Below are 24,866 nucleotides of genomic sequence, written 5' to 3' on the forward strand. Positions count from 1 at the left end.
ATAAAAGATTATTTAGATTGGGGCGCAGGTCCTCGAGCATCGCAGAATTTGATTTTAGCCGCAAAAACGCACGCAGCCGTTAACGGGAAATACAGTCCAGATATTGAGGATGTAAAAGCCGTTGCAATAGGGATTCTAAGACACAGAATTATAAAAAATTACAAAGCTGAGGCCGAAGGTCATACCGAAGAGAGTATTATCGATCAACTGCTGTAGAAAAGAACCCTTAGTTTTGGTATTCACCTACCTGTTATCGATTCCAGACAAAACTGGAAGGAATCGAACTTTTGTTGTTTATGGAAATTATTTGAATTTATCTTACATAAATGTGGTGTAGACTATATTCTCCTTTTAATGTATTTTAAATCTCCATTTCCGAGCACCTGTTTTCTGTAATGACAGAAAGTGTTTATCAGGTATGTAATCGTTTCATTCAAAGCATCAAGTTGTTTAGTTTTTTGTTGATACAGAAAATTGCATTATAGATATTTCTAATCACGCTTTCGCGAAAGCAGAACTGTCACTTTTCACTGAGCCAATACAAGATACTTAGGTTATTATAAAAAGGGTTGAATCCTAGTTTAAAATAGAATTTTAAGTTTTATTTAAAGTCTACTAATCTTTATGTTGTGATTTAGAAATTTTTTAACAAGTTCTATTCGAGCACTTATTATAGCAAAAACGGACTTTTATTTGCTTGAAACATGATCAAATCTTTTATTAAAACTGTCTTTTTCTTTTTCATCGCATTATTTTTTACCCATTGTTCTTATACCTATTCCGAAGATTATTTCAACGATGTTGAATTACCAAGTCCTGATATAAACATTTCCTTATTAGGGTTTACGAATGGCGAGGTGTTGAATGAATCTAGATTGGTAAATTACAGTATCACTGGATCAGGAGGGACCTTGGGGGATGTTTTAGTAGAAATAGATGATGATGTTGTTTTCAATTCTTCTAGTAGATTAGGACAGTTTGCTATAGATGTAGATAGGTTGGAAAATGGTGATCACGAATTAATTATTTCTTTTGAGTTTCCAACAAATTCAGGTAGTCTAGCAGATTCATTGCAAGCTGAATTGTTTTCAGGAACTGTAACATATTCTTTTACGGTAGATAAATCACTTGCCGATTCTTTTGGAATAGCTTCTGTAGATATAATTCAAGGTTCTATTTTTATTAACCTTAATCCCATTACAGACACTAATTTTGATGAAGCTTTCCTATTAATTAAAAAGAATGGTAGTGTAGTAGAAGAGTTGTTGATATCACAACAGCAAGTAAATGATTTGCAAATACATGATTCAGAGACATTTTTTTACAATCCTGAATATGCAATTAAAGTAAAAAATACGTTTGAAGAGAAAATTTCTGATTACGTATTACTTATTACTCCTCAAATGGAGTTTGAGCAACTACCTATTCTTTATGATAATTTTGATTTAATCTATTCAGGGCATCCATTATATGGCAATTTTGATAGCATAGGGATTGAATATTCTCATTTAGGGGTAAGTGGTTTAGAATATTTAATACCTACTGGTGGGACAACTAATATTAATAGACCTTTTACTTTTGGGTTGCCAGTACCGATGAGACTGAATTTTTACAGAAATGGATCATTTATCAGTGATATATTTGTTGAATTAAAGCTAGGAGAAAATCTACCTGTGTCTGATTTCATAGATTTAATATATGTTAATTCTGTTGATAATTATTATGTTTTAAGCCAAACTAACAGTATGTTAACTATGACAGAGCTTGACCGTTCAAGTTTAACTGTTAACCGCAATGTGAATTTAGCAACTTTATTATCACAGTCAGATTTTAAATCTCTCGATATCTTACCATCTACTAATTTATTAGCTATTAATTTAAAGGGTAAATCATTGATTTTTGATACATCTAGTTTTAGTTTAATAGAGACCATATTAGCTACTTCTTATAACGTAAATAAAGCAAATGCTCTCGTATACGTAAAAGGAGATTATGTAGTATTGGATGATGATTTTTCTAGTGGAGAAGTTATTATTTATGATAAAATTACTAGAATTGAGAAGTATCGATCAACTAAGATGACTAACTTTTTTATGGCAAATGATGCCTCTTATTTTTATGTAAATGGTGACTTATTTGAGTTGCAATCAGGAACTTTCAATTTTTCGAGAACTATGAGAGATTCAGTAAATAATAGAGATGCATTACCTTTAACATACATGGCTTTTAACACAGCAAACAACACCGTAGTATTTGGTTGGTTTAGGGATGCCTATTATTTAGATTTAAATTCTAATAATCAAAATTATATCTGGGGTTCAGGAGATGTAAGGAGCGTTAATTTTACAGAGACTGGACAACCTTTTATGAATAGCAATCATTTTTCTGGCGGAAATCGATCGCATTTATATGATGTTGCCAATAATGAGCTACTTAGCATAGCTACTTTGTCACTGAACAAATATTTTAATGGTAGCATCTTTTCTCCTAGTGGTGTATATCTTATCACAGATTTATACACAAATTAAATATGAAAACATATTTAGCATTTGCCATAATCGTTTTTGTTGTGCTATCTAAATCAAATGCACAGAATAATTTAAGTGGATTATTTGAAGTTAATTATAATACATATTCACACAATAGCTTGAAGCAATTTCAACAAGAATTTATAAATGATTTAAGTGAGGTAGATTTAAGAGTTAATGATGATTATGGTGCTAACATTGGTTACACATTAGGATTACAAGTAGATAGTATCAACACGCAGTTCTTTGCATCTTATAATACTACTGCGGGTAAAATTTCTTATTCAGATTTTTCTGGGATTATAAGAATTACTCAGTTATTAAAGGCCTTTTCAATAGGTGGTGAGTATCAAATTAATTTAAGTAACAAAGAAAGTAAAAATAAATTTTTCTTTGGTGCGAGAGGATTTTTAAACTTCACAACTTTTGATTTAGAAAACTACTCCGTACTCAACACCTACGTGATTTCAGATTTGATAGAGTTTCGATCCATCGATTTAGGTTTAGGAATTAGAGCTATTTACGAAATTCCTATTTCAAAATTTAAATTGCGTTTCAATCTGGGCTATGATTATGTGCTAGGGGGTAATTTTAATCTCGCTGATAGTCCAGATTTAACACTTGAAAATGATGAAGGAGATTTTGTTAAGCCAGGATGGAGTGGTTTAAGAACTGGTGTAGGAATTGTTATCCCATTATAAATTTTGGAGTGCTTAACAGTGTAAAAAAACCTTAAGATCTTCTCCAATAATTCTTTTAAAATCAATTAAACATAACCTTATTGATAATATCTATCACGCTTTCGCGAAAGCGGAAACACTACTATCGATATAGTTTTTGTGAAACTGATAATTTAAATCTCGAAAAATTATTAATTCGATAATTTTGGGAGTTCCAGCAGCTTATTATTTTGAGAATCCTCAAGCTACTGTGGTAACGCGGTAAGACTTTCATTTCACGTGGCATTTTCGTAACTTCGCAATCCTTAAAAAAATGATTAATTAAATATAATATATATGGCTTTTGATATTGATATGATTAAAAAGGTGTATGATGAGCTGCCAGCTCGTGTGGATAAAGCACGAAAACTTACTGGTAAACCGCTAACACTTGCTGAGAAAATTTTGTATTCTCACCTTTGGGATGGAACTCCTGGTACCCCATTTAATAGAGGGAAAGACTATGTAGATTTTGCTCCAGATCGTATCGCATGTCAAGATGCTACGGCTCAAATGGCATTGCTACAATTTATGCAAGCTGGAAAAGAAAAAGTCGCCGTTCCTACTACAGTGCACTGTGATCATTTGATTCAAGCAAAAAATGGAGCGTCTATGGACCTTCAAAGTGCTTTAAATACTTCCAACGAGGTATTTAACTTTTTAGAATCAGTATCTGATAAATACGGTATTGGTTTTTGGAAACCAGGAGCTGGTATCATTCACCAGGTGGTTCTTGAAAATTATGCATTCCCAGGAGGAATGATGATAGGAACAGATTCTCACACAGTAAATGCTGGTGGACTAGGCATGGTGGCTATAGGTGTAGGTGGAGCAGATGCTGTTGATGTTATGGCAGGAATGGCTTGGGAATTAAAATTCCCTAAACTTATAGGTGTGAAATTAACGGGTAAATTATCAGGATGGACAGCGCCTAAAGATGTGATTCTTAAAGTGGCTGAAATCCTTACCGTAAAAGGCGGTACTGGAGCTATTGTAGAATACTTCGGTGATGGAGCTTTGAATCTTTCTTGTACAGGAAAAGGAACGATTTGTAACATGGGTGCTGAGATAGGAGCAACGACTTCTACTTTCGGTTATGACGATTCTATGGAGCGCTACCTGCGTGCTACAGAAAGAGCTGATATTGCAGATGCGGCAAATGAAGTACGAGAGCATCTTACAGGAGATGCTGAGGTGTACGCAAACCCAGAACAGTATTTTGATCAAGTCATTGAGATCAATCTCGATACCTTAATGCCACAAATTAATGGACCGTTTACTCCAGATCTTGCGACAGAATTGGGCGCTATGAACGAAAAGGCGACTACAAATGGATGGCCACTTAAAGTGGAATGGGGACTGATAGGTTCTTGTACCAACTCTTCCTATGAAGATTTATCACGTGCGAGTTCAATCGCTCAACAAGCAATAGATAAAAAGTTAAAAACAAAAGCAGAATTTGGAATCAACCCAGGTTCTGAAAAGGTTCGTTACACAACAGAGCGCGATGGTATTTTAGGCATCTTTGAACAATTAGATGCCAAAATTTTTACCAATGCCTGTGGACCATGTATTGGACAGTGGGCACGTTATAGCGATCCTAAAAATGCACCTAAAAATTCGATTATTCACTCCTTTAACAGAAACTTTGCTAAGCGTGCCGACGGTAACCCAAATACACATGCCTTTGTGGCTTCCCCAGAGATGGTAGCTGCCATAGCAATTGCAGGAAGATTGGATTTTAATCCTATCACGGATACATTGATCAATGAAGATGGAGAAGAAGTAATGTTAGATGAACCTACAGGATGGGAATTGCCTCCTAAAGGTTTTGAGGTAAAAGATGACGGTTACCTCGCACCACAAGAAGATGGAAGCGGTGTGGTAATTAAAGTGGATGAAGATTCAGAACGCATTCAATTATTAGAACCATTTACCCCTATAGGTACGGATGTTTCTAAAGCAAAATTGTTGATCAAAGCATTTGGTAAATGTACCACCGACCATATATCTATGGCGGGACCTTGGTTGCGTTACAGAGGTCACTTAGACAATATTTCTAACAACTGTTTGATAGGTGCAGTAAATGCGTACAACAAGCAAACTAACTTGGTAAAAAGTCAAATAGATGGGGAATACGATGCTGTGCCAGCAACGGCCAGAGCTTATAAAGCTGCTGCGATCCCTTCTATTGTTGTAGGAGATCATAATTATGGGGAAGGTTCTTCTAGAGAGCATGCTGCTATGGAGCCACGTTTCTTAGGTGTAATCGCTGTTTTGGTAAAATCTTTTGCGCGTATTCATGAAACGAACTTGAAGAAACAAGGAATGTTGGGACTTACGTTTGCAAACGAGGCAGACTATGACTTGATCCAGGAAGATGATACCTTCAACTTTGTAGATTTAGCCGCTTTCTCTCCAGATAAGCCACTTACTATCGAAGCTACTCATGCAGACGGTTCTATGGACACGATTATAGCAAACCATACCTATAATGCTGCTCAAATCGGCTGGTTCCACAAAGGAAGTGCCTTGAATAAAATAAAAGAAGAAAACGCCGCTTAATAAAGCGTTTAAGATCTTTTCCTTTACTTAAAAAGCCTCTTGATTATCAAGAGGCTTTTTCTATAGGTAGTGGTTTTGCTTTTGCTAAAGAGAGATGTCCATACACTTCTTTTAAGACGGAGTAGTTTTTTCACCTCGTTGGTACTTCACATAATAGGAGATACCAAAAAGTATCAATGGAACAATAGCCACTAAAAACCGCAGCTCATACGTTAATTTCTCTCCACCGCTGAGCATAAAGTAAACGCCTAAAAAAAAAGAAGCTAGAGGTTACTTTGTATTTAGACGGCGATCGCAGATAAGTAAGAAGTTTGTTCATGACCAGGTATTTGAATCTATAAATATGAGATGATCAAGGGTATTTATTTTATTTAGTTATAAAAGTATCAATGAGGTTTTTCTCCTTCTTCTTGAACTTCCCTTCTGAAGTCAAAGTCATAATCTTTCGGTGCTTTTAATTTTCCTGATAGCTTTCTAATAAAGTAAGTCTTCTCTTCCACTATTTACAGTTATTGTTCCTCTATCTTTTAAGTTTCACAACCAATTTAAAATTATACTCCACAAGATCAGTACCAACGCGATTTTAATTTTCTATATTTTTTTTTGAGATTTCTATAACGTTGTTCTCTAGGGTAAGAGTTAAATTAGTGATTGTATTGGGAGGGTGTTCCCAGCTAAAGAAAAACACAAGTACAAATGATTTTTTTTTACTTTTAACCTTTATAATCAGATACCTATATTGTCTCAACAAATAACAACCTTAACATTTTTCAAATATCCCAACCTAACAGAAAAGCTGTGGGCTTTTGGAATGATGCAGTTTGCTCACAGTCCTTTGAAGAAAGTAAAAGGATTAGAGTTTTATAAACTTTTGGGTTCTGGTAAAAAGAATTTTGATCCAAAACCAGATTGGAGTGTTTATGGCTTGCTTCAAGTATGGGAGAATGAAAATGCAGCAAAAGACTTCTTTGCTCATTCAAAGTTGTATGTGCGTTACCAAAATCATACGACTCACCAACTTACTTTCTATCTTAAAAGTATCAAAGCTCATGGGCAGTGGTCCAAGCAAAATCCGTTTGAAGAGAGCGACGATTTAGATGCCAGCAATGAGATGATTGCCGTAATTACTAGAGCAACTATAAAGCTGAATATGCTTAAGAAATTCTGGGATTATGTACCTATTTCTCAAAAAGATCTTGTGGATAATCCGAGTCTGCTTTTTACCGCTGGAGTAGGAGAACGACCTATCACTCAAATGGCAACTTTTAGTCTTTGGAATGATGCGCGAGCTTTAAAGAAGTTTGCGTACCGCAGTCAGAATCATCGCCATGCGGTGCAACAAACTCAAGCATTGCAATGGTATAAGGAAGAGATGTTTACGAGGTTTCAGCCTTATAAAATCACTGGTGAATGGGAAGGGTTTGAGATCCCAAAGGGCTTAATGATTTAATATGTTTTAACTTGAAAGATAATAAAGAGAAGGAAGTTAATGATTTTGTCTAGGAGTGAAGTCAGAGGCTTAAATATATACGTTTCTTTTAATATCACTAAGAACAATATTCCGGTTTTTGATAAGCTCAATTTTCTCCATAGTCCGGTACAACAGATGTAGTTCAATCTATGGAAGTTCTTCATCAAAGTTTAATATTTTAACACGTTATGTTATGGCTGTATCGTACTATTGGAACTTGGCGTAAACATTATGGCAGTAGCGGCGTATATGCCAGGGTTACTTTTCTTTGCATGCACAACAGGACCGCTTTCCGACAGCTTTTATAAATCTACTACGAGAATAAAATATAGTAAAATAAGCATTATTGCACCTTATAGGTAAATCGATGGCTTCATAATAATAGTGTTGCATTCATAGAGGAATGAATTGTTAGAAGTAAATGCAGATCTAAGTGTCTTCTTTAGAAAAAAAAAGTTCGCAACTTAGAGAATCTTACAACTTGGAATTAGAAAGTATTATGCTTATTTTTTCTTCAATTTGGGCTATGGTGAGTCCTATCGATAAGAACAGCCTGTTATATTAAATGTCAAAAAAGGAATTTTTGAGTAGAGATATGGCCTTTATCGATACCTTTAAAGCTTTTGACAAATCTTCTTCTCAGATGCTACATTCTCGATCTATATAAAGCAAATGAAATTGTTAGGGGTACAAAATTTACTTATTTAGCAGCGTATTATATGGGAAGGTTTCTTTAGATAGTATCGGTCTCAATAAAAACGAATGGTTCGATTTACAGTTCTCTAATTAAAATAGTTTTTTAAAAAAGGCACTTAGAAATGGTTTTGAAGTCATGGGAAGCATGATACTTACATCTTGTCCAAAACTAGTCTCCTCATCCAGAAAGCTAAATATGTTTTGAATACTATTCTTTTTATATAGGGTATGAAATACTTGAGGACCACGACTGTTATCACTGTGCAAAACGTCTAGCATGATATCATCATAAAACCGGAATTTCTTAGAAATCATATGGTGATGAAGCTCTCGATTTGCAAGAATATTATCCACCAACTGAGTGGCTTTCTTTTCACTCATTTTAAAACTATAACCGGTAGACGGTTTTACCCAACCACCAGCGGTTCCTATTTTAAAAAGTTTTTTTTGATGGTGTTGTTCAAACCTATACGTAGTCATAGGTATAATACCTTGCTCGGTTTTAGAAATGCTGTAATTTTTAATTTTTAGAAAATTACTGATATATTCTTTAAGATATTTATCATAGGTATCATCGCTTACTACGTCCTTAGAAAAGTAAGTGAATTCTACCAAAGCTTCTGTAGTAGAATAGGGTAAAACGTAAGTAAAACAGGTAGTGCCAGCATCTCTTAACCGGTAATCCATCATCACAAAGTCCTTCGGATTGAAAACAGATTTCTCCGTATTAATCACCCAGCCTTTAAAATGTTGAAGTAAAGTAGTCGCCTTTTTATCACTATAAAATGCTGGATCGATCCGACTGTCCAGAACAAGGTTTGCGGTGAGATGGGTTGATTCACAATGTATAGTTTTGATCTCGTCTCCTGTTACTCTTTCTACTTTTTCTTCAATTAAAAAATAGTTGCTTGTTTGTTGTAATTGTGCTTGTGCAAAGGCAATAAAATCAGGACTCTCTATGGTTTTATAGACATAATTTTCGAGATCTAGGTTTATAAAATTATCAGGCATGATAAAACTGCCTTTATTCCAACTATGGGAGATCAAATGATCCCAACGGCCTTTTCCTTTTTCCCAAAAAGACCAAGTTTTTTCTAGCGAATTTGCCTTAAAATCATCAATAATAACAATCTTTAAATTGGATTTACGGCGCAGTAATTCTAGTGCAACGTGACTACCAGCGCATCCCATGCCTATAATTGCTATATCGTAATGATGATCCATAAGCCTATTGTAAAAAATAATTGAACACTGTAAAGATGATAAGAAATAAGTTTACTGCCTTTGAGTTTAAATTGGAGTGCTATCGCATGTAAAATCGCCGCCACAACGAACCAACAAAGGTAATTAAACCACCCTGCGCCGCCATTAAAATGCCAGAAACCTGAAAAATCGCATATTTGTTCTAGAAAATAGTCCAGTCCCACCATTAAAAAGGCTCCTAAAGCGATGATGCCTATGCGAGAGTTGAGAAATTTCTTTGCTATTACATGAGAAGTAAAGGTTAGTATAGCCCAATTAACACCTATTAGAATCGGGATTCCATCTATTTTAGGGCCAAAATTCTTGCCGTAATAGTAATCACCAAAAAGATTGCCCGTATGGACGCCTATCCATTCTACTGCTATTCCTGTGATCATAAATACGGCAAATAATAGAACTGTTTTTTGAGAGTCTATTTTAAAAAAGAAAATCATTAAAAACAGCAAGTATAACAGGGTAAATGGCGACTTAGGAAGAAAGAAATCTTCATATCCTAAAGCTATTCCTATTAAGGCAGCAATATGAATGATCCATAAAAAAATTAGGGCGCCTAGTTTCATGACATCTCTTTTAAGATAAGGTCTGTTGTGATTTGTGCGCTAAGTAGACACAAAGGAATTCCACCACCAGGATGCACAGAACCGCCTACATGATACAGGTTTTTAATCTTGCTATTGAAGTTAGGATGTCTTAAAAAAGCCGCAAATTTATTATTACTCGCTGCACCATAAAGCGCTCCTCGATACGAGCTGGTATTTTTCTCAATCCCTTGTGGTGTCAGGATATATTCCGTTTTAATATAACTGGATATATCCACTTGAAGACATTTTTTTATCTTCTGGAGAATATTCTTTTTAGCTTCTTGAATTATTTCATCCCAATTCTGTCCATAATCTCCAGGCGCATTGACCATCACGAACCAGTTTTCATGTCCGGTAGGAGCATCTTCTGGGGACTCTTTGCTAGTTATGTTGATATAAACTGTAGGATCGCTGGACAAGTTTTTCTGTTTAAAAATGTGCTCAAATTCTGATTTATAATCTTCTGAAAATAGGATGTTATGAAGATCTAATTCTGGAAATTCTCGGTCGATTCCCCAATAAAAAATAAGTGCGCTGCTGGAACGTTCTTGATTTAGAGTTTTTTCTGGTGCTTTTAGGTCTGGTAGGAGCTTTCTATAAGTAGGATAAATATCCATATTAGAAACTACGAGATCCGCCTCATAAGAGGAGCTTTTTGTGGTAATGCCCGTGATTTTTTTGTTGCGGTGGTTGATTTGGGTAACGCTTTCGTTAAAGCGGAATTCAATTCCAACTTCCTTTCCTAATTCGTATAAGGATTGGGAAATACGATGCATACCACCGTGAGGATAATAAGTTCCTAAGCCAAGCTCTAAATGAGGTATCATACTCATGATACCTGGCGTTTGATAAGGTGATGACCCATTGTAAGTCGCATATCTATTAAAAAGCTGGGTCAGTTTTGGATTCTGGAACACTTGGTTTTCCTCATCTAAAGTGTTAGAAACTCCTAAAAATGGTGCGTTTATCAACGCTTTTATTGTATCCCTTGATAAATAGGTTTCTACCTTATGCAGTGACTTTTCTAAAAAAAGTCCCTTGGTTAACTTATATTTCTTTTCACTATTATCCATATACGACTGAATGGTATGTGCATCTTCAGAAAAAGTTTGTGCAGCAGTATCTATAAATTCAGAAGTATTCGTACTTGCTTTAAAAACAGTACCGTCCTCCCAAAAATAATGGCAGGCAGTTTTTTTTGTAGTAAAAGAAAAAGGAACTTTACGATTGGGAAACAACTCTATAACGTCAGTAACAAGTTGTGGCAAAGTAAAAAGAGAAGGGCCTAAATCAAACCGGTACCCGCTTTGCTCTATGGCATGTATTTTGCCTCCAGCATACCCGTTCTTTTCAAAAACCTGAACTTGATATCCTTGTTTCCTAAGCCTCAAAGCTGTCGCAAGTCCGCCTATGCCAGCTCCTATTACGATTGCTGTTTTCATAATTTATTTAAAATACTTGAAAGGAACAATTAGCATACCATAGTTTTCACCGTGTTGTTTACCTCTGTGTTTGTGGTGCATTTTGTGAGCGCGACGCACTCCTTTAGCATATTTATTATCTGCTTTGCGCAACCATTTAAATCGTTGATGAATAAAGATATCATGCACTACAAAATAAGCTATACCGTAGGCTAGAATACCTGCACTCAAAGGCAAAGCCCACCATAAATCAAGCTGACTGTGCATTACTTTAAGTCCTGCGCTTATTAAGGCATAGAAGATAAAAAATAAATCATTTTTCTCAAACCAGCTGTTGTGCTGCTTGTGGTGGTGATCCTCATGTATGTTCCATAAAAAACCATGCATCACATATTTGTGCATCCACCAAGCATTAAATTCCATTATAGAAAATGTTGCGATAAAAATCGCTACCCATAGTATGATATTCATAAGTTAAATGAGGTTGAGTCTGTATGTTACATATCCTTTCGATAATAAGAAAATCTTCTCATAATTAGGAACTCGTATTCTTGTATTTCTTATTTCCTTAGAAGGCGTGCGCTCCAATCTAGTAAGCAACCTACAATAATAGGTGTAAGCGGTATAAACGCCTAATTTAGCTTCCATAGGTAAACGTTTTATTCCCCTTAGACCAGCTTTAAAATCTTCTTTAATTTCGTTGATGAGTCGAGCCTTATCTTCTTCGCTTAAATCATGTAAGTCTGTGTTGGGAAAGTAGCTTCTTTCTAACGTATCAAGGTCTGATTTTAAATCGCGTAGAAAGTTTACTTTTTGAAAAGCACTACCGAGGCGCATGGCATCTTCTTTAAGGTCGTTATACTGTTCTATATTCCCTTTTACAAACACTTTCAAAGACATCAGTCCTACTACATCTGCGCTTCCGTAGATATAATTTTTATACTCCTGGTCTGTCAGATAAATAGATTTGTCTAAGTCTAGCCTCATACTGTGAATAAAAGCTTCATACATGTCTGGAGTAATGTCATACTTGTTGACAGTTTCCTGAAAGGAATTTAAAATAGGATTTAAACTTATCTTTTCATCTATCGCATTTTTTAGATCCTTTTCAAATCGATTTAGCAGGGTGCGTTTATCATAGTCATGAAATGTATCTACTATTTCGTCTGCAAATCTTACGAATCCATAGATATTATGAATGTCTTGTCTAATATGCGGACCAAGCATTCTACTGGCAAGTGAGAAAGAAGTGCTGTAATTATGGGTTACAGCTTTGCTACATTCTCTAGAGACTTTATCAAATAAGCTTTTCATTAGTGGTCGTGTTTTTTAATAAGTTCAGCGGCTAGCTTTCCGGAAATTAGTGCTGGAGGTACTCCTGGTCCAGGTACTGTTAACTGACCTGTAAAATAAAGATTTTTCACTTTACGACTTCTTAAATTAGGTCTGAGAAATGCAGTTTGTAATATAGTATTTGCCATACCATAAGCATTCCCTTTATAGCTATTGTATTCTGATATAAAGTCGTTAACACAAAATGATTCTTTCAATATAATATGGTCGGTCACATTTTGATCTGTTCTCAGCTCAAATCTTTTAATGATTTTATCAAAGTACTTTTCTCTCAGTTCTGGGGTGTCTTCTAAATCTGGTGCCAATGGAATAAGGAAAAAACCGTTTTCACAACCAGCTGGTGCTGTAGAAGGATCTGTCAGTGAGGTGAAGTTAGCATAAAACAAAGGTTCTTCGGGCCATTTAGGGTCCTCATATATTTCATTTGCATGTTTCGTGAAGTCCGTATCAAAAAACAGATTGTGATGATCTATATTCTTTAATTTTTTATCAAATCCTACATAAAAAATAAGAGAACTAGGGGCAAAGGTTTTCTTTTCCCAATAGGATTCAGAGTATTGTCTGTACTTCTCTGGTAGTAGAGTTTCAGAGTGATGGTAATCTGCTCCAGATAATATAGTTGGGTAGATAAACTTCTGGCCTTGACATAATAAACCTTCGGCACGTCCTTTATCATCTACAAGAATTTCTTCTACAGGGCTATTTGTTTTGATGACCACACCTAATTCTTCTGCAAGCTTTTTAATGGCTAGAACCACTTCATACATGCCACCTTTTGGATGCCAGGTCCCTAAACCGAAATCTGCATAATTCATAAAATTATAAAAACTAGGCGTTTTTTGTGGTGTTGCTCCTAAAAATAAAACAGGAAATTCAAGAATACTCACTAATTTAGGATTCGAGAATTTCTTTCTAACATCCTTAGAGACATTGCCAATAAAAGCGCCTACTTTCTTTGCAGTTTGAGGAGTGATCAACTCTAAAGGAGATTCTCCAGGTCTGTAAACGAGATTTTTAATAGCAATTTCGTAATTCTCTTCAGCTTTAGACATGAATTGTTCCAAAGGCTTAGAACTGCCTTTCTCTACCTTTTCAAAGGTCTCTTTGATATCTTCTAAATTGTCAGGTATGACGATTTTATCATCTTCAAAGACTACTGAGTAAGCAGGGTTGAGCTTATCAAGTTGGTAATAATCTTGTGGTTTTTTATTAAAGTCTGCAAAAAATCTTTCAAAAATATCAGGCATCCAGTACCAAGAAGGACCTATATCAAAGGTGAATCCATTTTTAGTCAATCTCCTAGCTCTTCCACCTACGGTATCATTTTTTTCATATACGGTTACCTCGTATCCTGCCTGGGCTAGGTAACAAGATGCCGCTAAAGAGGAAAATCCAGATCCGATTACTGCTACTTTATTCATGCTTCTACTAATTGAGGTATTTTATTCATAAGTTCTGAAATTCCTCTGAAAACTGTATGGTTGTCAGAAAGATCTTTTGTCTTTATTTTTTGTGCTAAATGACCTAGCAACCATAATTCTACATTATCTTTTTGAGCGACTTTACGGTTAAATTTCTTTAAAAAAGACGGAGTTTCTTTTTCCGTGGGCTGTACCGTTATGTAAGTAATGTAAATGGGTGATATTCCTTTATTTTTAAAATAAGGCAAGGCCTCTAATATCATGCTGGCCCCTAAATAAACGGTTTTACAACCTTTCTTTAATAATTCATAATTAAGAAATAGCAATCCTAGATCATGCACTTCATTTTCAGGTAAAAATAAAATGTAAAGATTCTCATTTTCTTTAATTTTTTGGTTCTGTACTCTTTCCAGATTCACTAAAACTTTTTGTTTTATCAAATGACTTATAAAATGTTCATGGGCTATGTTAATTGTTTTTGACTGCCATAAGAACCCTAGTTCTTCTAAAAAGGGAATAAATAAGTCATAGAATACACCTGAAAAGCCTATTTCTTTAATTACTGAATCATAAACTCGCTGAAACATGAATTGATCAAAATTCATCATTGAGAGCTTTAATTCTTGAATTGCATGATCATTTTTGTTATTTCTGACCGCCAGACTGCGCACTTGGGTCTCTATATCTTCTGTCGTTAAACTTGCTATCGTTGATATTTTTATGCCGGCATTCTTTAAGTAACTAACATTGAGTATTTTGCGTAAGGAGTCTAAGTCGTAAGTTCTTATATTTGTATCTGTCCTATTGGGTTCTAATAAATTATATCTTTTTTCCCAGATCCTTATAGTATGTGATTTGATACCGCTGAGATTTTCAAGATCCTTAATACTAAACTTACTTTTGACCAAAATCACTTTGTTTAATTAATTCTTTGTAAAATTAAACAAATTATCTATAAATTTTCAGATTTGATATTATATTAACTAAAGAAGATTTTGCGTTAACACTAAAAAATCAGACTGTAAAGTCTGATTTGAGAAGTACCTGGAATGGGACTTGAACCCACACGTACAAAGTACACACGGCCCTCAACCGTGCCTGTCTACCAATTTCAGCACCCAGGTAAATAAAAAAAGTCCTTATCATTAAGGACTTTTTTGTTAATTGAAGTGATCTGACTGGGGCTCGAACCCAGGACCCTCTCCTTAAAAGGGAGATGCTCTACCAACTGAGCTATCAGATCGTTTTGCCTTAGCGGCTGCAAATATACTTCCTATTATTTAATACAACCTACTTTTTTTAGATTAATTTTCAGAATTAATATTTTAAGGTAAAATGAAAATAGCAATGGAATTTAAAATAGTTTTAGTAGGATATATGGGCTCAGGTAAAACCTCTGTAGGAAAGGAACTTGCAAAAATTAGTTCTGTTATGTTTGTAGATTTAGATCTCGAAATTGAGAAGTCCGAAAAAATGACTGTCACGCAAATATTTCATTCCAAAGGCGCTATTTATTTTAGAAAGAAAGAAAAAATTGTTCTTGAAGAAATGATGAATTCTAAGATTAGTATGGTATTATCTCTAGGAGGTGGGACTCCATGCTATTTTGAAATTATGGATTACTTAAATAATAGAAATGAAGTTCACACCGTCTATTTAGATGTCTCAATACCTACTTTAGTTAAACGATTGTTCCCAGAAAAAGGGCACAGACCTGTCTTAGATACCATTAATTCTGAACAACAATTAACTGAATTTATAGGCAAGCATTTATTCGAACGGAGGCCATTTTATAGTAAAGCCAAACAGATTTTAAAGGTTAATGACGAGTCTGCAGAGCAACTAGCAAAAAAAATTGCTTCTCTTTTATTTTAGAACCACACTAAAAGGTTTTTTTTCTAATTGTACTTCTATGTGTTCCTCCATAGTGGTAGAAAGAGAGATGCCTTTAAAGTCTGCTTTCACGGGGTATTTTTTATGGTTTCTATTCACTAAGACAGCAGTTTTTAATCGATCTAATGGAACGTTTAAAAAATGCTTGACAGCGTAGACTAGGGTAGTGCCGCTGTTTAACACATCATCACAAAGTACCACGCCACAATTTTCGTACTCGTGCTCTTTTAGATTTGTAGTTACTGGTTGTAAGGGGTCTATCTTGTTGATGCTCACTTTACATAGTTTAATTTCTGTAGTTATGATGGTGGATAAAACCTTTTTTAATTCTTTAGCAAACGTGTATCCACTGTCTGCGATGCCAGCTAATATAATAGGATCATGTTTTAAATATACCTCGGCAATTTGATAAGCGATCCTTCTAATTTTATGCTGGACTTGTTTATGGTCTAAAATTTCGTTTTTAATCATTTCTTTTCATCTTTATGATAAGTTCTTTACCGTTTCTGGAATGTTCAGAATTTAAACATGGTTCCATTTTTACAATTTCAAATCTTTTCTGGAATAGATCTTTATATTCTTTTATGCTAGCGGTATAAGGTGGTTCATTGCTTTGCGATTTAAAATCAAATAAAACGCCTTCTATAAAACCGTCTTTTTTTAATAATTCATGACTCTTAATTATATAGCTTTCGCGAAAGCGAGATTCTAAAGCACATAAAAAAGTTTGTTCTAAAATCAGATCATAAGTCCCAATATGATCAAAAAAATTCTCTTGAAGAATTTTAATATTTTCCCTGTGTTTCAACCGTTTTTTTAATTGAAGTAAAGGCGTTGCTGCTAGGTCCAAAACTGTAACTTCACTAAAACCGTTTCTAATGAGGTACTCTGCTTCAAAGGAATTTCCAGCTCCAGGAATTAAAATACGACATTTTTTGTTTTCAATACTGTCAATTATTCCTTTAAGCGGCTGAGAGACATCTCCTAAATCCCATCCGGTAGCTTTGTTTACATATCTTTCTTCCCAATAATCAGTGCCGTGCATTATTCCTCTTCCTCTTGGTTTAAAATATCGGTTAAATCACGACGATCCTTTTTGGTGGGCCTTCCTTCCCCTTTTATTCTGTAGTAATCTTGATTAAGAGCGATTAGCTTTTTAGCGTCAAAATTTTCCTGTGGTGTTCTATCGGTGCGATAAAGATCAACAATTTTATTGCCCACACGACCATCTGGTAAATCGATGACTTCTATTTTATATTCTATTTGGTCTTTTCGCAATTCAATAATATCTCCAGCATAAACATCTCTTGATGGTTTAACTATAGACTTATCAATACGTATGCGACCCTTTTTTGCAGCATCGGTAGCTTTACTTCTAGTCTTATAGTAACGAACACTCCATAAATATTTATCTACTCGCATAAGATCATTTGTTATTAAACGTTATCACAACACCACAAAAATAGTTGAAAATAGTATCTTTGACTGCTTTAAAAAATGATGATGAAAAAAATAACATATTTATTAACTTTTCTTATAACTGGAACGGTTCTAATTTCTTGTGGTAATGACGACGAAGGTAATGGAATTGTAGTAAGAGATAGAGGAGAAGTATTTACGGAAGACCTTGTTAAACTGCAGGATTATTTAAATACTCACTTTTACAATTATGAGGAGTTTGCTTCCAATACAGCAGGCTCTGATTTTGAGATAGCATTTGACACCATTGCAGATGCAAACGCTGGTAAAACACCTCTTGCAAGTCAAGTGACTACTAATGCGGTTACCAGAGATGGGGTAGATTATACGTACTACACTTTAAAAGTGAGACAAGGAGGTGGAGCTGCTAAGCCTACATTTGCTGACAGTACACTTGTTTCTTATGAAGGAAGATTGTTAGACAATACTGTTTTTGATGGTTCTATAAATCCTATATGGTTTGATCTCCCAGGAGTTTTTGTAGAAGGTTTTACATTAGGACTATTAGATTTGAATGAAGCTATTAGTATCAACTCTAATCCTGATGGAACTTTATCCTTTATTGATTCAGGAATAGGAGCTGTTTTTATGCCTTCTGGTTTAGCATATTTTAATATCGTACAATCAGGCATCCCAGCCTATTCACCATTAATATTCTCTTATCAGCTAAGAAAATCTGAAACGACAGATCACGATAATGACGGTATCTTCTCAAAATTTGAAGATTTAGATGGCGACTTTTATTTAAAGTCACCAAATGATAGAGATAATACAGATGGTGATCAAAGTCAATTTGGTATGTTATATAATTATGTAGATGTGGATGATGATGGTGATGGTGTAGCCACTATATTTGAAAACCCAGATCCAAATGGTGATGGTGATCCTAGCGATGCAGAAGATTTGGATGGCGATGGTATCCCTGGTTATTTAGACGCTAATGAGGTGAATATCGATTTAGATGGTGACGGAATTCAAAATAGATTTGAGCAGCCTGACCCTAATGGAAATGCTAATGCGGCAGATGCTCGCGATACAGATAACGACGGTATTCCTGATTATCTAGATGCAGATGATGATGGAGATGGAATCCCTACATCACAAGAAAATGCTGATCCTAATAACAACGGAAACCCAATTGATGCGCTTGATTCTGACGGAGATGGTACTCCCGATTATTTGGATTCAGATTCATAACGCCTAACGGGCAAATTCAATTTAAAAATGGCGTCTAGATTCTAATCAAGACGCCATTTTTTTGTTTGGTCACATGTTTTTTTGTAAAATAAAATAGTTTTAGTTAATGGTGTTTTATACCAGTTCCTTAGTCCTTAAAGTTATAGTCTTGAACTATTAAAACACTTGTATGAGAATGATAATTTGTAAGGTATTATTAATGTACTCCATCACATGTGTTAGTGCCCAAAACTTCCATCTGTGTGCTGCTATTTTATAGGACGCTATAGTTGAAGGCACTTACCAGCGAGATATACCTTTTTAAAAGAAGAAGTAAGTTGCTGCTTTTACAGAGGGAATTTAACAGAGTTCACTGATAATTCACCTCTGTTTGAATTGGCCTTTGCGATTCTAAACTCCAAACGAAATCGATTCCTTGAAATAGGAATAGACTCTATGGATGTATCTATCTGGAATTTTAACATAGAGAAATAGGGAAAAAAGACTAAAAGACCAAAAAGCTATATATTTTGAGTATTCAGCTTGCTGCGCCAAGACATTTTTTTATGTAATCAGATGTATCCCATAAAATTGATATAGAAGATATTACAGCAGTAAATGTGTCTTTCGAGTTCCGTTCGTGTCTTTATGAAAGCTTAAAAAGCAAATTAATTTTAGGAAGCTCCTTTGTTTTTGTAGATCAAGTTGAAAGTAGTGGGAAACAGATGTTGCATGATAAGAATGGGTATATCGTAACTCATAATTCTATGCTGCCAACCCATTTAGATAGCTTGTGTACACGTCTTATTAACCGCAGGAGCAAGTATAAAGTATTTGTGCTTATTTAACAGGCTTCCTAACTTGTCCTACAGGTTTTAAAAAAGCGCAAAAAAACGTCCCCATTGAAAAATGAGGACGTTGCATTCAAAAAAATAAGCGGTTACTTTCTTTTTATCACTTTTTCAGCTTTCAGAGTAATATTTTCTGCATTTAAACCGTACTTCTCAAGTAATTGAGCTGGTGTTCCACTCTCGCCGAACGTATCATTAGTGGCTACAAATTCTTGAGGTGTAGGGTGATGTAAAGAAAGTGTTCTTGCAACACTTTCCCCTAATCCACCTAAGAAGTTGTGTTCTTCGGCAGTTACAACACAACCGGTTTTTTTAGCAGATTGAACAATAGCATCTTCATCTAGAGGTTTAATAGTGTGAATGTTGATCACTTCAGCACTGATTCCTTTTTCGTTCAGCTCTTTTGCAGCTTCCAGCGCTTCCCAAACTAAATGTCCAGTAGCGATGATAGTTACATCAGTTCCTTCTTGTAGTATTACCGCTTTCCCTATATGAAACTCCCCGTTTTCTGGAGTGAAGTTAGCTACTTTGGGACGGCCAAATCTTAAATAAACGGGTCCTTGATAATCTGCTATGGCAAGAGTAGCTGCTTTTGTCTGGTTGTAATCACAGGTATTGATAACCGTCATTCCAGGTAGCATTTTCATCAATCCTATATCTTCAAGAATTTGATGTGTTGCACCATCTTCACCTAGAGTAAGTCCGGAGTGAGAGGCACAAATCTTTACATTTTTGTCAGAGTAAGCAATGCTTTGTCTGATTTGATCGTATACACGGCCAGTAGAGAAGTTTGCAAAGGTTCCTGTAAATGGAATTTTGCCACCTATAGTCATTCCTGCGGCCATTCCCATCATGTTAGCTTCTGCTATTCCTACTTGGAAGAAACGATCTGGATGATGGTCTGCAAAAGCATTCATTTTGAGTGATCCCGTAAGATCTGCACAAAGCGCTACTACATCCTTATTTTTTTGTCCTAATTCAGTAAGTCCATCTCCAAATCCGGATCTCGTGTCTTTACTTCCTGTGTTTTCGTAAATTTTCATATCTAAAATCTGCTGCGCAGATGATGTTTAATTAATAGTCGGCTAAAGTTTCTGGATTCTGTCTCAATGCTTCAGCTAGCTGCTCATCATTAGGCGCAATTCCGTGCCATGCATGAGATCCCATCATGAAATCAACTCCATTACCCATTTCTGTGTGTAAAAGGATACAAATGGGCTGGCCTTTTCCAGTACAAGAGATGGCTTCTTTTAGCCCATCAAGAACGGCAGTTACATCATTTCCTTTGGAAACTGTAATTACCTTCCAACCAAATGCTTCAAACTTCCCTCTCAAATCTCCTAGAGCGAGAACTTGATCTGTACTTCCGTCTATTTGCTGGCCATTTACGTCAATGGTAGAAATTAAGTTATCTACTTTGTTTGCTGCGGCATACATCGTCGCTTCCCAGATCTGACCTTCCTGAAGTTCTCCATCACCGTGTAAAGTGAAGACAGTTTTATGATCTCCATTCATTTTTTTAACGGCTGCAGCCCCAATGGCAACACTCATTCCTTGTCCCAAAGAACCACTCGCTATACGCACTCCCGGAAGCCCTTCATGAGTAGTAGGGTGACCTTGTAACCTCGTGTTCAGTTTTCTGAACGTGCTTAGTTCTTCTACTGGAAAATATCCAGAACGAGCTAAAACACTGTAAAAAACGGGAGAAATATGACCATTTGACAAGAAAAACAAATCTTCATTTACGCCATCCATGTTAAAAGATGGGTCGTGATCCATAACCTCATTGTAAAGAGTTACGAGAAATTCTGTGCAGCCTAGTGATCCACCTGGATGTCCACTACTTACGGCGTGTACCTGTCTGACAATGTCGCGACGTACTTGCGTTACTAAATCTTTTAAGCGCTGTATATCAGCCATTTTGGAGTTTTTAAATGATATTACAAAAGTAAGGCTATTGAATTGTATGAATGTTTTTTGATAAAGTCACTTATCAACGATATGCTCCGTTTTGTGAACAAAGCGATAGATCATGTGTAGAATTTAAACCGACTCTCAGCAATTACAATGTATTTATTGATAAGTTTGGAAGTATTTCATGTACCAAAACAAGCTTTTTGTGCCATATTTTCTGTGATGACCTTTATATTCTATTGGAGTATTGCAGTCAGAAATTAAAAATTACGTCTCAGCCCTCTAAAGTTCTGATTTCGCGAAAGTGAAACATATCAAAAACTCTTAACTCATTACTCCTAACTCATAACTAACAAATAGTATCTTTGCCGTCCATGAAATTTGATTTATTACAAAACGATCCACAGAGTCAGGCGAGAGCTGGAATTATTCATACTGACCATGGAAAGATAGAAACGCCTATTTTTATGCCAGTAGGTACCGTTGGTACCGTAAAAGGTGTGCACCAGCGTGAGCTAGAAGAAGAGGTAAATCCAGATATTATTCTAGGAAACACCTATCATTTATACCTGCGTCCAGGAACAGAAATTCTAGAAAAAGCAGGCGGTTTACACAAGTTTATGAATTGGCACCGACCTATTCTTACGGACTCTGGTGGGTACCAAGTATATTCTTTAAGCTCGAACCGCAAGATTAAAGAAGAAGGTGTGAAATTTAAATCGCATATCGACGGTTCTTATCATACGTTTACTCCGGAACGTGCCATGGATATCCAGCGCAGTATAGGAGGAGATATTATTATGGCATTTGATGAATGTACACCTTATCCCTGTGATTATAATTATGCGCGCCGCAGCATGCACATGACGCATAGATGGTTAAAGAGATGCATAACTCGTTTTGATAGCACACCAGACTTGTATGGACATAAGCAAACGCTTTTCCCTATAGTGCAAGGAAGTACCTATGTAGATTTAAGAGAACAAAGTGCCGAGGCAATTGCCGCTACAGAACAATTCGGTAACGCGATAGGGGGACTGTCTGTAGGAGAACCAGCTGAAGAAATGTATGCGATGACCGAAGTGGTTACCGCTATTTTACCAAAAGAAAAACCTCGTTACCTTATGGGTGTAGGAACTCCCATCAACTTGTTAGAAAATGTAGCTTTAGGAGTGGATATGTTCGATTGTGTAATGCCTACGCGTAATGGGCGTAACGGTATGATTTTTACCGCTCATGGAACAATGAACATGAAGAATAAAAAATGGGAAGATGATTTTACTCCTTTAGATCCAGCAGATTATGCTTGGGTAGATACGGCTTACACGAAAGCTTATGTGCGTCATTTATTTACCGTTAATGAAATGTTGGGTAGACAAATTTGTACCATACATAATCTTTCTTTTTATATATGGTTAATGAGAGAGGCGCGCAAGCACATACTTGCTGGCGATTTTAGAACATGGAAAGATAAAATGGTCAAACAAATGGATAATAGAATTTAGTGTTAAGCATATTAGATAAATACATACTAAAAAGATACCTAGGCTCCTTTGCGCTATTGTTGGTCTTGTTCTTACCGATCATGGTAACCGTCCATATTGCTGAGAAAGTAGGTAAGATTATCAGCAAGGATGTTCCTGCTGGTGAAGTATTGTGGTATTTACTCGATTTTACCGTGTACTTTTCTAATTTCTTGTTTCCGCTATTTTTGTTTATTTCTACTATGTTTTTTACCTCAAAACTAGCGATGAACACAGAGGTAATAGCCTTTTTAAGTTCTGGAGTTTCGTTTAATAGGTTCTTGCGACCTTATATTATAGGAGCTACTTTAGTCTGCGCTTTTGCCTTAATTTTTAGCTCAGTTTTTGTTCCAAAAGCATCCTCTGGCTTTAATGAATTTCAAGGTAAATACTTTAGGAGTGGTAATGATATGAATACCACTAATGTCTTCAGGCAAATCAACGATAATGAAAATATATACGTCAGTAATTACCAACCTTCTTCCCAAACAGGATTTGATTTTACCTTAGAGCATTTTGATGGCATTGAGCTCAAATACAAAATTTATGCAAATCGCATACAGTTTAGAGATTCTATTTATGTATTGAGTGGTTTTAAGAAAAGAACTCTTTTAGAAGACGGCGAGATCATTGAGCGGGCACAGAAAAAAGACACGATTTTTAATTTTGATATCGATGAATTAACACCTACTGATTACATTGCTGAGACCCTTCAATTTTCTGAATTAAATGAGTTTATTGAGTTAGAAGAAAAACGAGGAAATAGCAGTCTCAATATTTATTATGTCGAGAAATACAAACGTACTTCCATACCTGTTAGTGCTTTTATTTTCACCTTGATCGCAGTGGCTGTTTCTTCTGTAAAAAAACGTGGTGGAATGGGTATGAATCTCGCCATAGGTATTGTACTCGCTATGACCTATGTATTTTTAGATAAAGTCTTTGGAACCATTGCCGAAAAAAGCACTTTTAACCCATGGATTGCCGTTTGGTTTCCTAATATATTCTTTGCCATAGTGGCGTTTTTTCTGATAAGAAATGCGAGACGATAAACTCCTTAATTACCTGCACTTACATGTGATAGTATTTATTTGGGGTTTTACGGCAGTTCTAGGTGCGTTGATCAGTATAGACTCTACTCCGCTGGTTTGGTGGCGCATGAGTATTGCAGTAGTTCTCATATTCCTTTATATGAAATGGAAGAAAATTCCTTTTCAATTGATCGGTAAAGATGCACTTCCGCGAAAGCGGATTATAGGATTTCTGTTCGCTGGTATGATTATCGCCTTACATTGGGTTACTTTTTTTGGAGCTATTAAAGAGTCTAACGTTTCTGTAACACTCGCAATGGTAAGTATGGGAGCGTTTTTCACAGCATTGTTGGAGCCTGTGTTTACATCCAAGAAATTTGTTTGGTACGAACTTTTTTTTGGTGTCGTCATTATTGGAGCATTGTATTATATTTTTCAGATAGAGACAGAATATGTAACCGGTATGGTGTTGGGATTGATCAGTGCTTTTTTGAGCGCTATTTTCTCAATAATGAATGTAAAATGGGCAAAGGAACACCCGCCATCTGTGATTTCTTTTTATGAATTATTGAGTGGTGTAATTTTGCTTTCGCTGTTTTTTGTATTTCTTCCTGTGGACTTTGTGTCTCCATCACAGCTTACTCCAAAGGACTGGTTGTGGTTAGGAATTCTAGCTTCGGTTTGTACCGCTTATGCATTTATTGCAAGTGTAAAAGTTATGAAATACTTAAGTGCTTATACGGTGATGCTGACGATAAACCTAGAGCCCGTATACGGTATTTTTCTCGCGTTTTTAATTCTAGGTGAGTCGGAAGAAATGACACCAGAATTTTATATAGGTGCGATTGTTATTCTTGTGGTCATTATTAGTAACGGTGTCTTAAAGACACGTATGGCAAAGAAGTAGTTTTTAGTTTCAGGTTTATGGAAGGAAGCTTCTTTCTGAATCCTAAAGGACTTCAACCCAAAAAGCATGGAGCG

22 protein-coding genes and 2 tRNA genes are annotated in these 24,866 nt (G+C 35.7%); 10 read left to right on the top strand and 14 right to left on the bottom strand.

Annotated elements, in window-relative coordinates:
- The 5 genes from ACJAT0_RS04930 to ACJAT0_RS04950 all read left to right on the top strand — a co-directional run.
- The coding region (locus ACJAT0_RS04930) for an AAA family ATPase (RefSeq protein ID WP_415180754.1) at positions 1 to 216 on the top strand (216 nt) is incomplete at its 5' end.
- 488 nt (positions 217 to 704) lie between these two features.
- On the top strand, positions 705 to 2,528 hold the full coding sequence (locus ACJAT0_RS04935) for a hypothetical protein (protein WP_415180755.1): 1,824 nt from the start codon (positions 705 to 707) through the stop codon (positions 2,526 to 2,528).
- Between the two features lie 2 nt (positions 2,529 to 2,530).
- The gene (locus ACJAT0_RS04940; protein WP_415180756.1) at positions 2,531 to 3,229 is read left to right on the top strand and encodes a hypothetical protein; all 699 of its coding nucleotides are present in this window, start codon (positions 2,531 to 2,533) and stop codon (positions 3,227 to 3,229) included.
- Positions 3,230 to 3,544: 315 nt separating this feature from the next.
- Entirely contained in the window at positions 3,545 to 5,812 is a 2,268-nt protein-coding gene (locus ACJAT0_RS04945; protein ID WP_374003457.1) for an aconitate hydratase, read from the top strand.
- A gap of 739 nt (positions 5,813 to 6,551) precedes the next feature.
- Positions 6,552 to 7,262, top strand: coding sequence for a DUF3291 domain-containing protein (locus ACJAT0_RS04950; RefSeq protein ID WP_415180757.1), 711 nt, complete (start codon positions 6,552 to 6,554; stop codon positions 7,260 to 7,262).
- Between the two features lie 807 nt (positions 7,263 to 8,069).
- Here the strand turns inward: ACJAT0_RS04950 and ACJAT0_RS04955 are convergent.
- The 9 genes from ACJAT0_RS04955 to ACJAT0_RS04995 form a co-directional block, all read right to left on the bottom strand.
- A complete protein-coding gene (locus ACJAT0_RS04955; RefSeq protein WP_415180758.1) occupies positions 8,070 to 9,203 on the bottom strand; it encodes a lycopene cyclase family protein in 1,134 nt (377 codons plus the stop codon).
- A complete protein-coding gene (locus ACJAT0_RS04960; protein WP_374003460.1) occupies positions 9,182 to 9,802 on the bottom strand; it encodes a carotenoid biosynthesis protein in 621 nt (206 codons plus the stop codon). Before ACJAT0_RS04960 ends, ACJAT0_RS04955 begins: the two co-directional genes overlap by 22 nt.
- Positions 9,799 to 11,265 (bottom strand): 1-hydroxycarotenoid 3,4-desaturase CrtD, encoded by a 1,467-nt coding sequence (gene crtD / locus ACJAT0_RS04965; protein ID WP_415180759.1) that lies wholly within the window; start codon positions 11,263 to 11,265, stop codon positions 9,799 to 9,801. Before crtD ends, ACJAT0_RS04960 begins: the two co-directional genes overlap by 4 nt.
- 3 nt (positions 11,266 to 11,268) lie before the next feature.
- Positions 11,269 to 11,715 (bottom strand): beta-carotene hydroxylase, encoded by a 447-nt coding sequence (locus ACJAT0_RS04970; RefSeq protein WP_415180760.1) that lies wholly within the window; start codon positions 11,713 to 11,715, stop codon positions 11,269 to 11,271.
- Positions 11,716 to 11,718: 3 nt separating this feature from the next.
- Positions 11,719 to 12,558 (bottom strand): phytoene/squalene synthase family protein, encoded by an 840-nt coding sequence (locus ACJAT0_RS04975; protein WP_415180761.1) that lies wholly within the window; start codon positions 12,556 to 12,558, stop codon positions 11,719 to 11,721.
- Entirely contained in the window at positions 12,558 to 14,018 is a 1,461-nt protein-coding gene (locus ACJAT0_RS04980) for a phytoene desaturase family protein (RefSeq protein ID WP_415180762.1), read from the bottom strand. Before ACJAT0_RS04980 ends, ACJAT0_RS04975 begins: the two co-directional genes overlap by 1 nt.
- Positions 14,015 to 14,932: a MerR family transcriptional regulator gene (locus ACJAT0_RS04985; protein ID WP_415180763.1), complete on the bottom strand. Its 918-nt coding sequence runs from the start codon at positions 14,930 to 14,932 to the stop codon at positions 14,015 to 14,017. Before ACJAT0_RS04985 ends, ACJAT0_RS04980 begins: the two co-directional genes overlap by 4 nt.
- A 127-nt stretch (positions 14,933 to 15,059) precedes the next feature.
- A tRNA-Leu gene (locus ACJAT0_RS04990) sits at positions 15,060 to 15,142 on the bottom strand.
- Between the two features lie 46 nt (positions 15,143 to 15,188).
- Positions 15,189 to 15,261 (bottom strand) — tRNA-Lys (locus tag ACJAT0_RS04995).
- A gap of 104 nt (positions 15,262 to 15,365) precedes the next feature.
- Here ACJAT0_RS04995 and ACJAT0_RS05000 point away from each other — a divergent pair.
- The gene (locus ACJAT0_RS05000; protein ID WP_415180764.1) at positions 15,366 to 15,893 is read left to right on the top strand and encodes a shikimate kinase; all 528 of its coding nucleotides are present in this window, start codon (positions 15,366 to 15,368) and stop codon (positions 15,891 to 15,893) included.
- Here ACJAT0_RS05000 and ACJAT0_RS05005 read toward each other — a convergent pair.
- From ACJAT0_RS05005 to ACJAT0_RS05015, 3 genes are read right to left on the bottom strand one after another with little or no spacing between them, the layout of a single operon-like run.
- The gene (locus tag ACJAT0_RS05005) at positions 15,885 to 16,382 is read right to left on the bottom strand and encodes a phosphoribosyltransferase family protein (RefSeq protein ID WP_374002136.1); all 498 of its coding nucleotides are present in this window, start codon (positions 16,380 to 16,382) and stop codon (positions 15,885 to 15,887) included. The genes ACJAT0_RS05000 and ACJAT0_RS05005 overlap by 9 nt on opposite strands.
- Positions 16,375 to 16,956 carry a methyltransferase domain-containing protein gene (locus tag ACJAT0_RS05010; protein ID WP_415180765.1) on the bottom strand — a complete coding sequence of 194 codons (582 nt, stop codon included), beginning with the start codon at positions 16,954 to 16,956 and terminating at the stop codon, positions 16,375 to 16,377. Before ACJAT0_RS05010 ends, ACJAT0_RS05005 begins: the two co-directional genes overlap by 8 nt.
- Positions 16,956 to 17,333 carry an RNA-binding S4 domain-containing protein gene (locus tag ACJAT0_RS05015; RefSeq protein WP_415180766.1) on the bottom strand — a complete coding sequence of 126 codons (378 nt, stop codon included), beginning with the start codon at positions 17,331 to 17,333 and terminating at the stop codon, positions 16,956 to 16,958. Before ACJAT0_RS05015 ends, ACJAT0_RS05010 begins: the two co-directional genes overlap by 1 nt.
- Before the next feature lie 81 nt (positions 17,334 to 17,414).
- Between ACJAT0_RS05015 and ACJAT0_RS05020 the strand changes: the two genes are divergently transcribed.
- Positions 17,415 to 18,587 carry an FKBP-type peptidyl-prolyl cis-trans isomerase gene (locus ACJAT0_RS05020; protein WP_415180767.1) on the top strand — a complete coding sequence of 391 codons (1,173 nt, stop codon included), beginning with the start codon at positions 17,415 to 17,417 and terminating at the stop codon, positions 18,585 to 18,587.
- 919 nt (positions 18,588 to 19,506) lie between these two features.
- Here ACJAT0_RS05020 and ACJAT0_RS05025 read toward each other — a convergent pair.
- Together ACJAT0_RS05025 and ACJAT0_RS05030 are read right to left on the bottom strand one after the other, a co-directional pair.
- Positions 19,507 to 20,460, bottom strand: a complete 954-nt coding sequence (locus tag ACJAT0_RS05025; protein ID WP_415180768.1) for a transketolase family protein — start codon at positions 20,458 to 20,460, stop codon at positions 19,507 to 19,509.
- Positions 20,461 to 20,491: 31 nt separating this feature from the next.
- The gene (locus tag ACJAT0_RS05030) at positions 20,492 to 21,337 is read right to left on the bottom strand and encodes a transketolase (protein WP_374002131.1); all 846 of its coding nucleotides are present in this window, start codon (positions 21,335 to 21,337) and stop codon (positions 20,492 to 20,494) included.
- A 368-nt stretch (positions 21,338 to 21,705) separates the two neighbouring features.
- Between ACJAT0_RS05030 and tgt the strand changes: the two genes are divergently transcribed.
- The 3 genes from tgt to ACJAT0_RS05045 are packed head-to-tail and all read left to right on the top strand — an operon-like array spanning position 21,706 to position 24,792.
- Entirely contained in the window at positions 21,706 to 22,836 is a 1,131-nt protein-coding gene (gene tgt, locus ACJAT0_RS05035) for a tRNA guanosine(34) transglycosylase Tgt (protein ID WP_415180769.1), read from the top strand.
- Entirely contained in the window at positions 22,836 to 23,906 is a 1,071-nt protein-coding gene (locus ACJAT0_RS05040) for an LptF/LptG family permease (protein ID WP_415180770.1), read from the top strand. The genes tgt and ACJAT0_RS05040 overlap by 1 nt, the downstream gene beginning before the upstream one ends.
- Positions 23,893 to 24,792 carry a DMT family transporter gene (locus tag ACJAT0_RS05045; protein WP_415180771.1) on the top strand — a complete coding sequence of 300 codons (900 nt, stop codon included), beginning with the start codon at positions 23,893 to 23,895 and terminating at the stop codon, positions 24,790 to 24,792. The genes ACJAT0_RS05040 and ACJAT0_RS05045 overlap by 14 nt, the downstream gene beginning before the upstream one ends.
- The last annotated feature ends 74 nt before the right edge of the window (positions 24,793 to 24,866 follow it).

Source organism: Nonlabens sp. (assembly GCF_047636915.1).
In the GTDB taxonomy this organism is placed as follows: Bacteria; Bacteroidota; Bacteroidia; order Flavobacteriales; family Flavobacteriaceae; genus Nonlabens.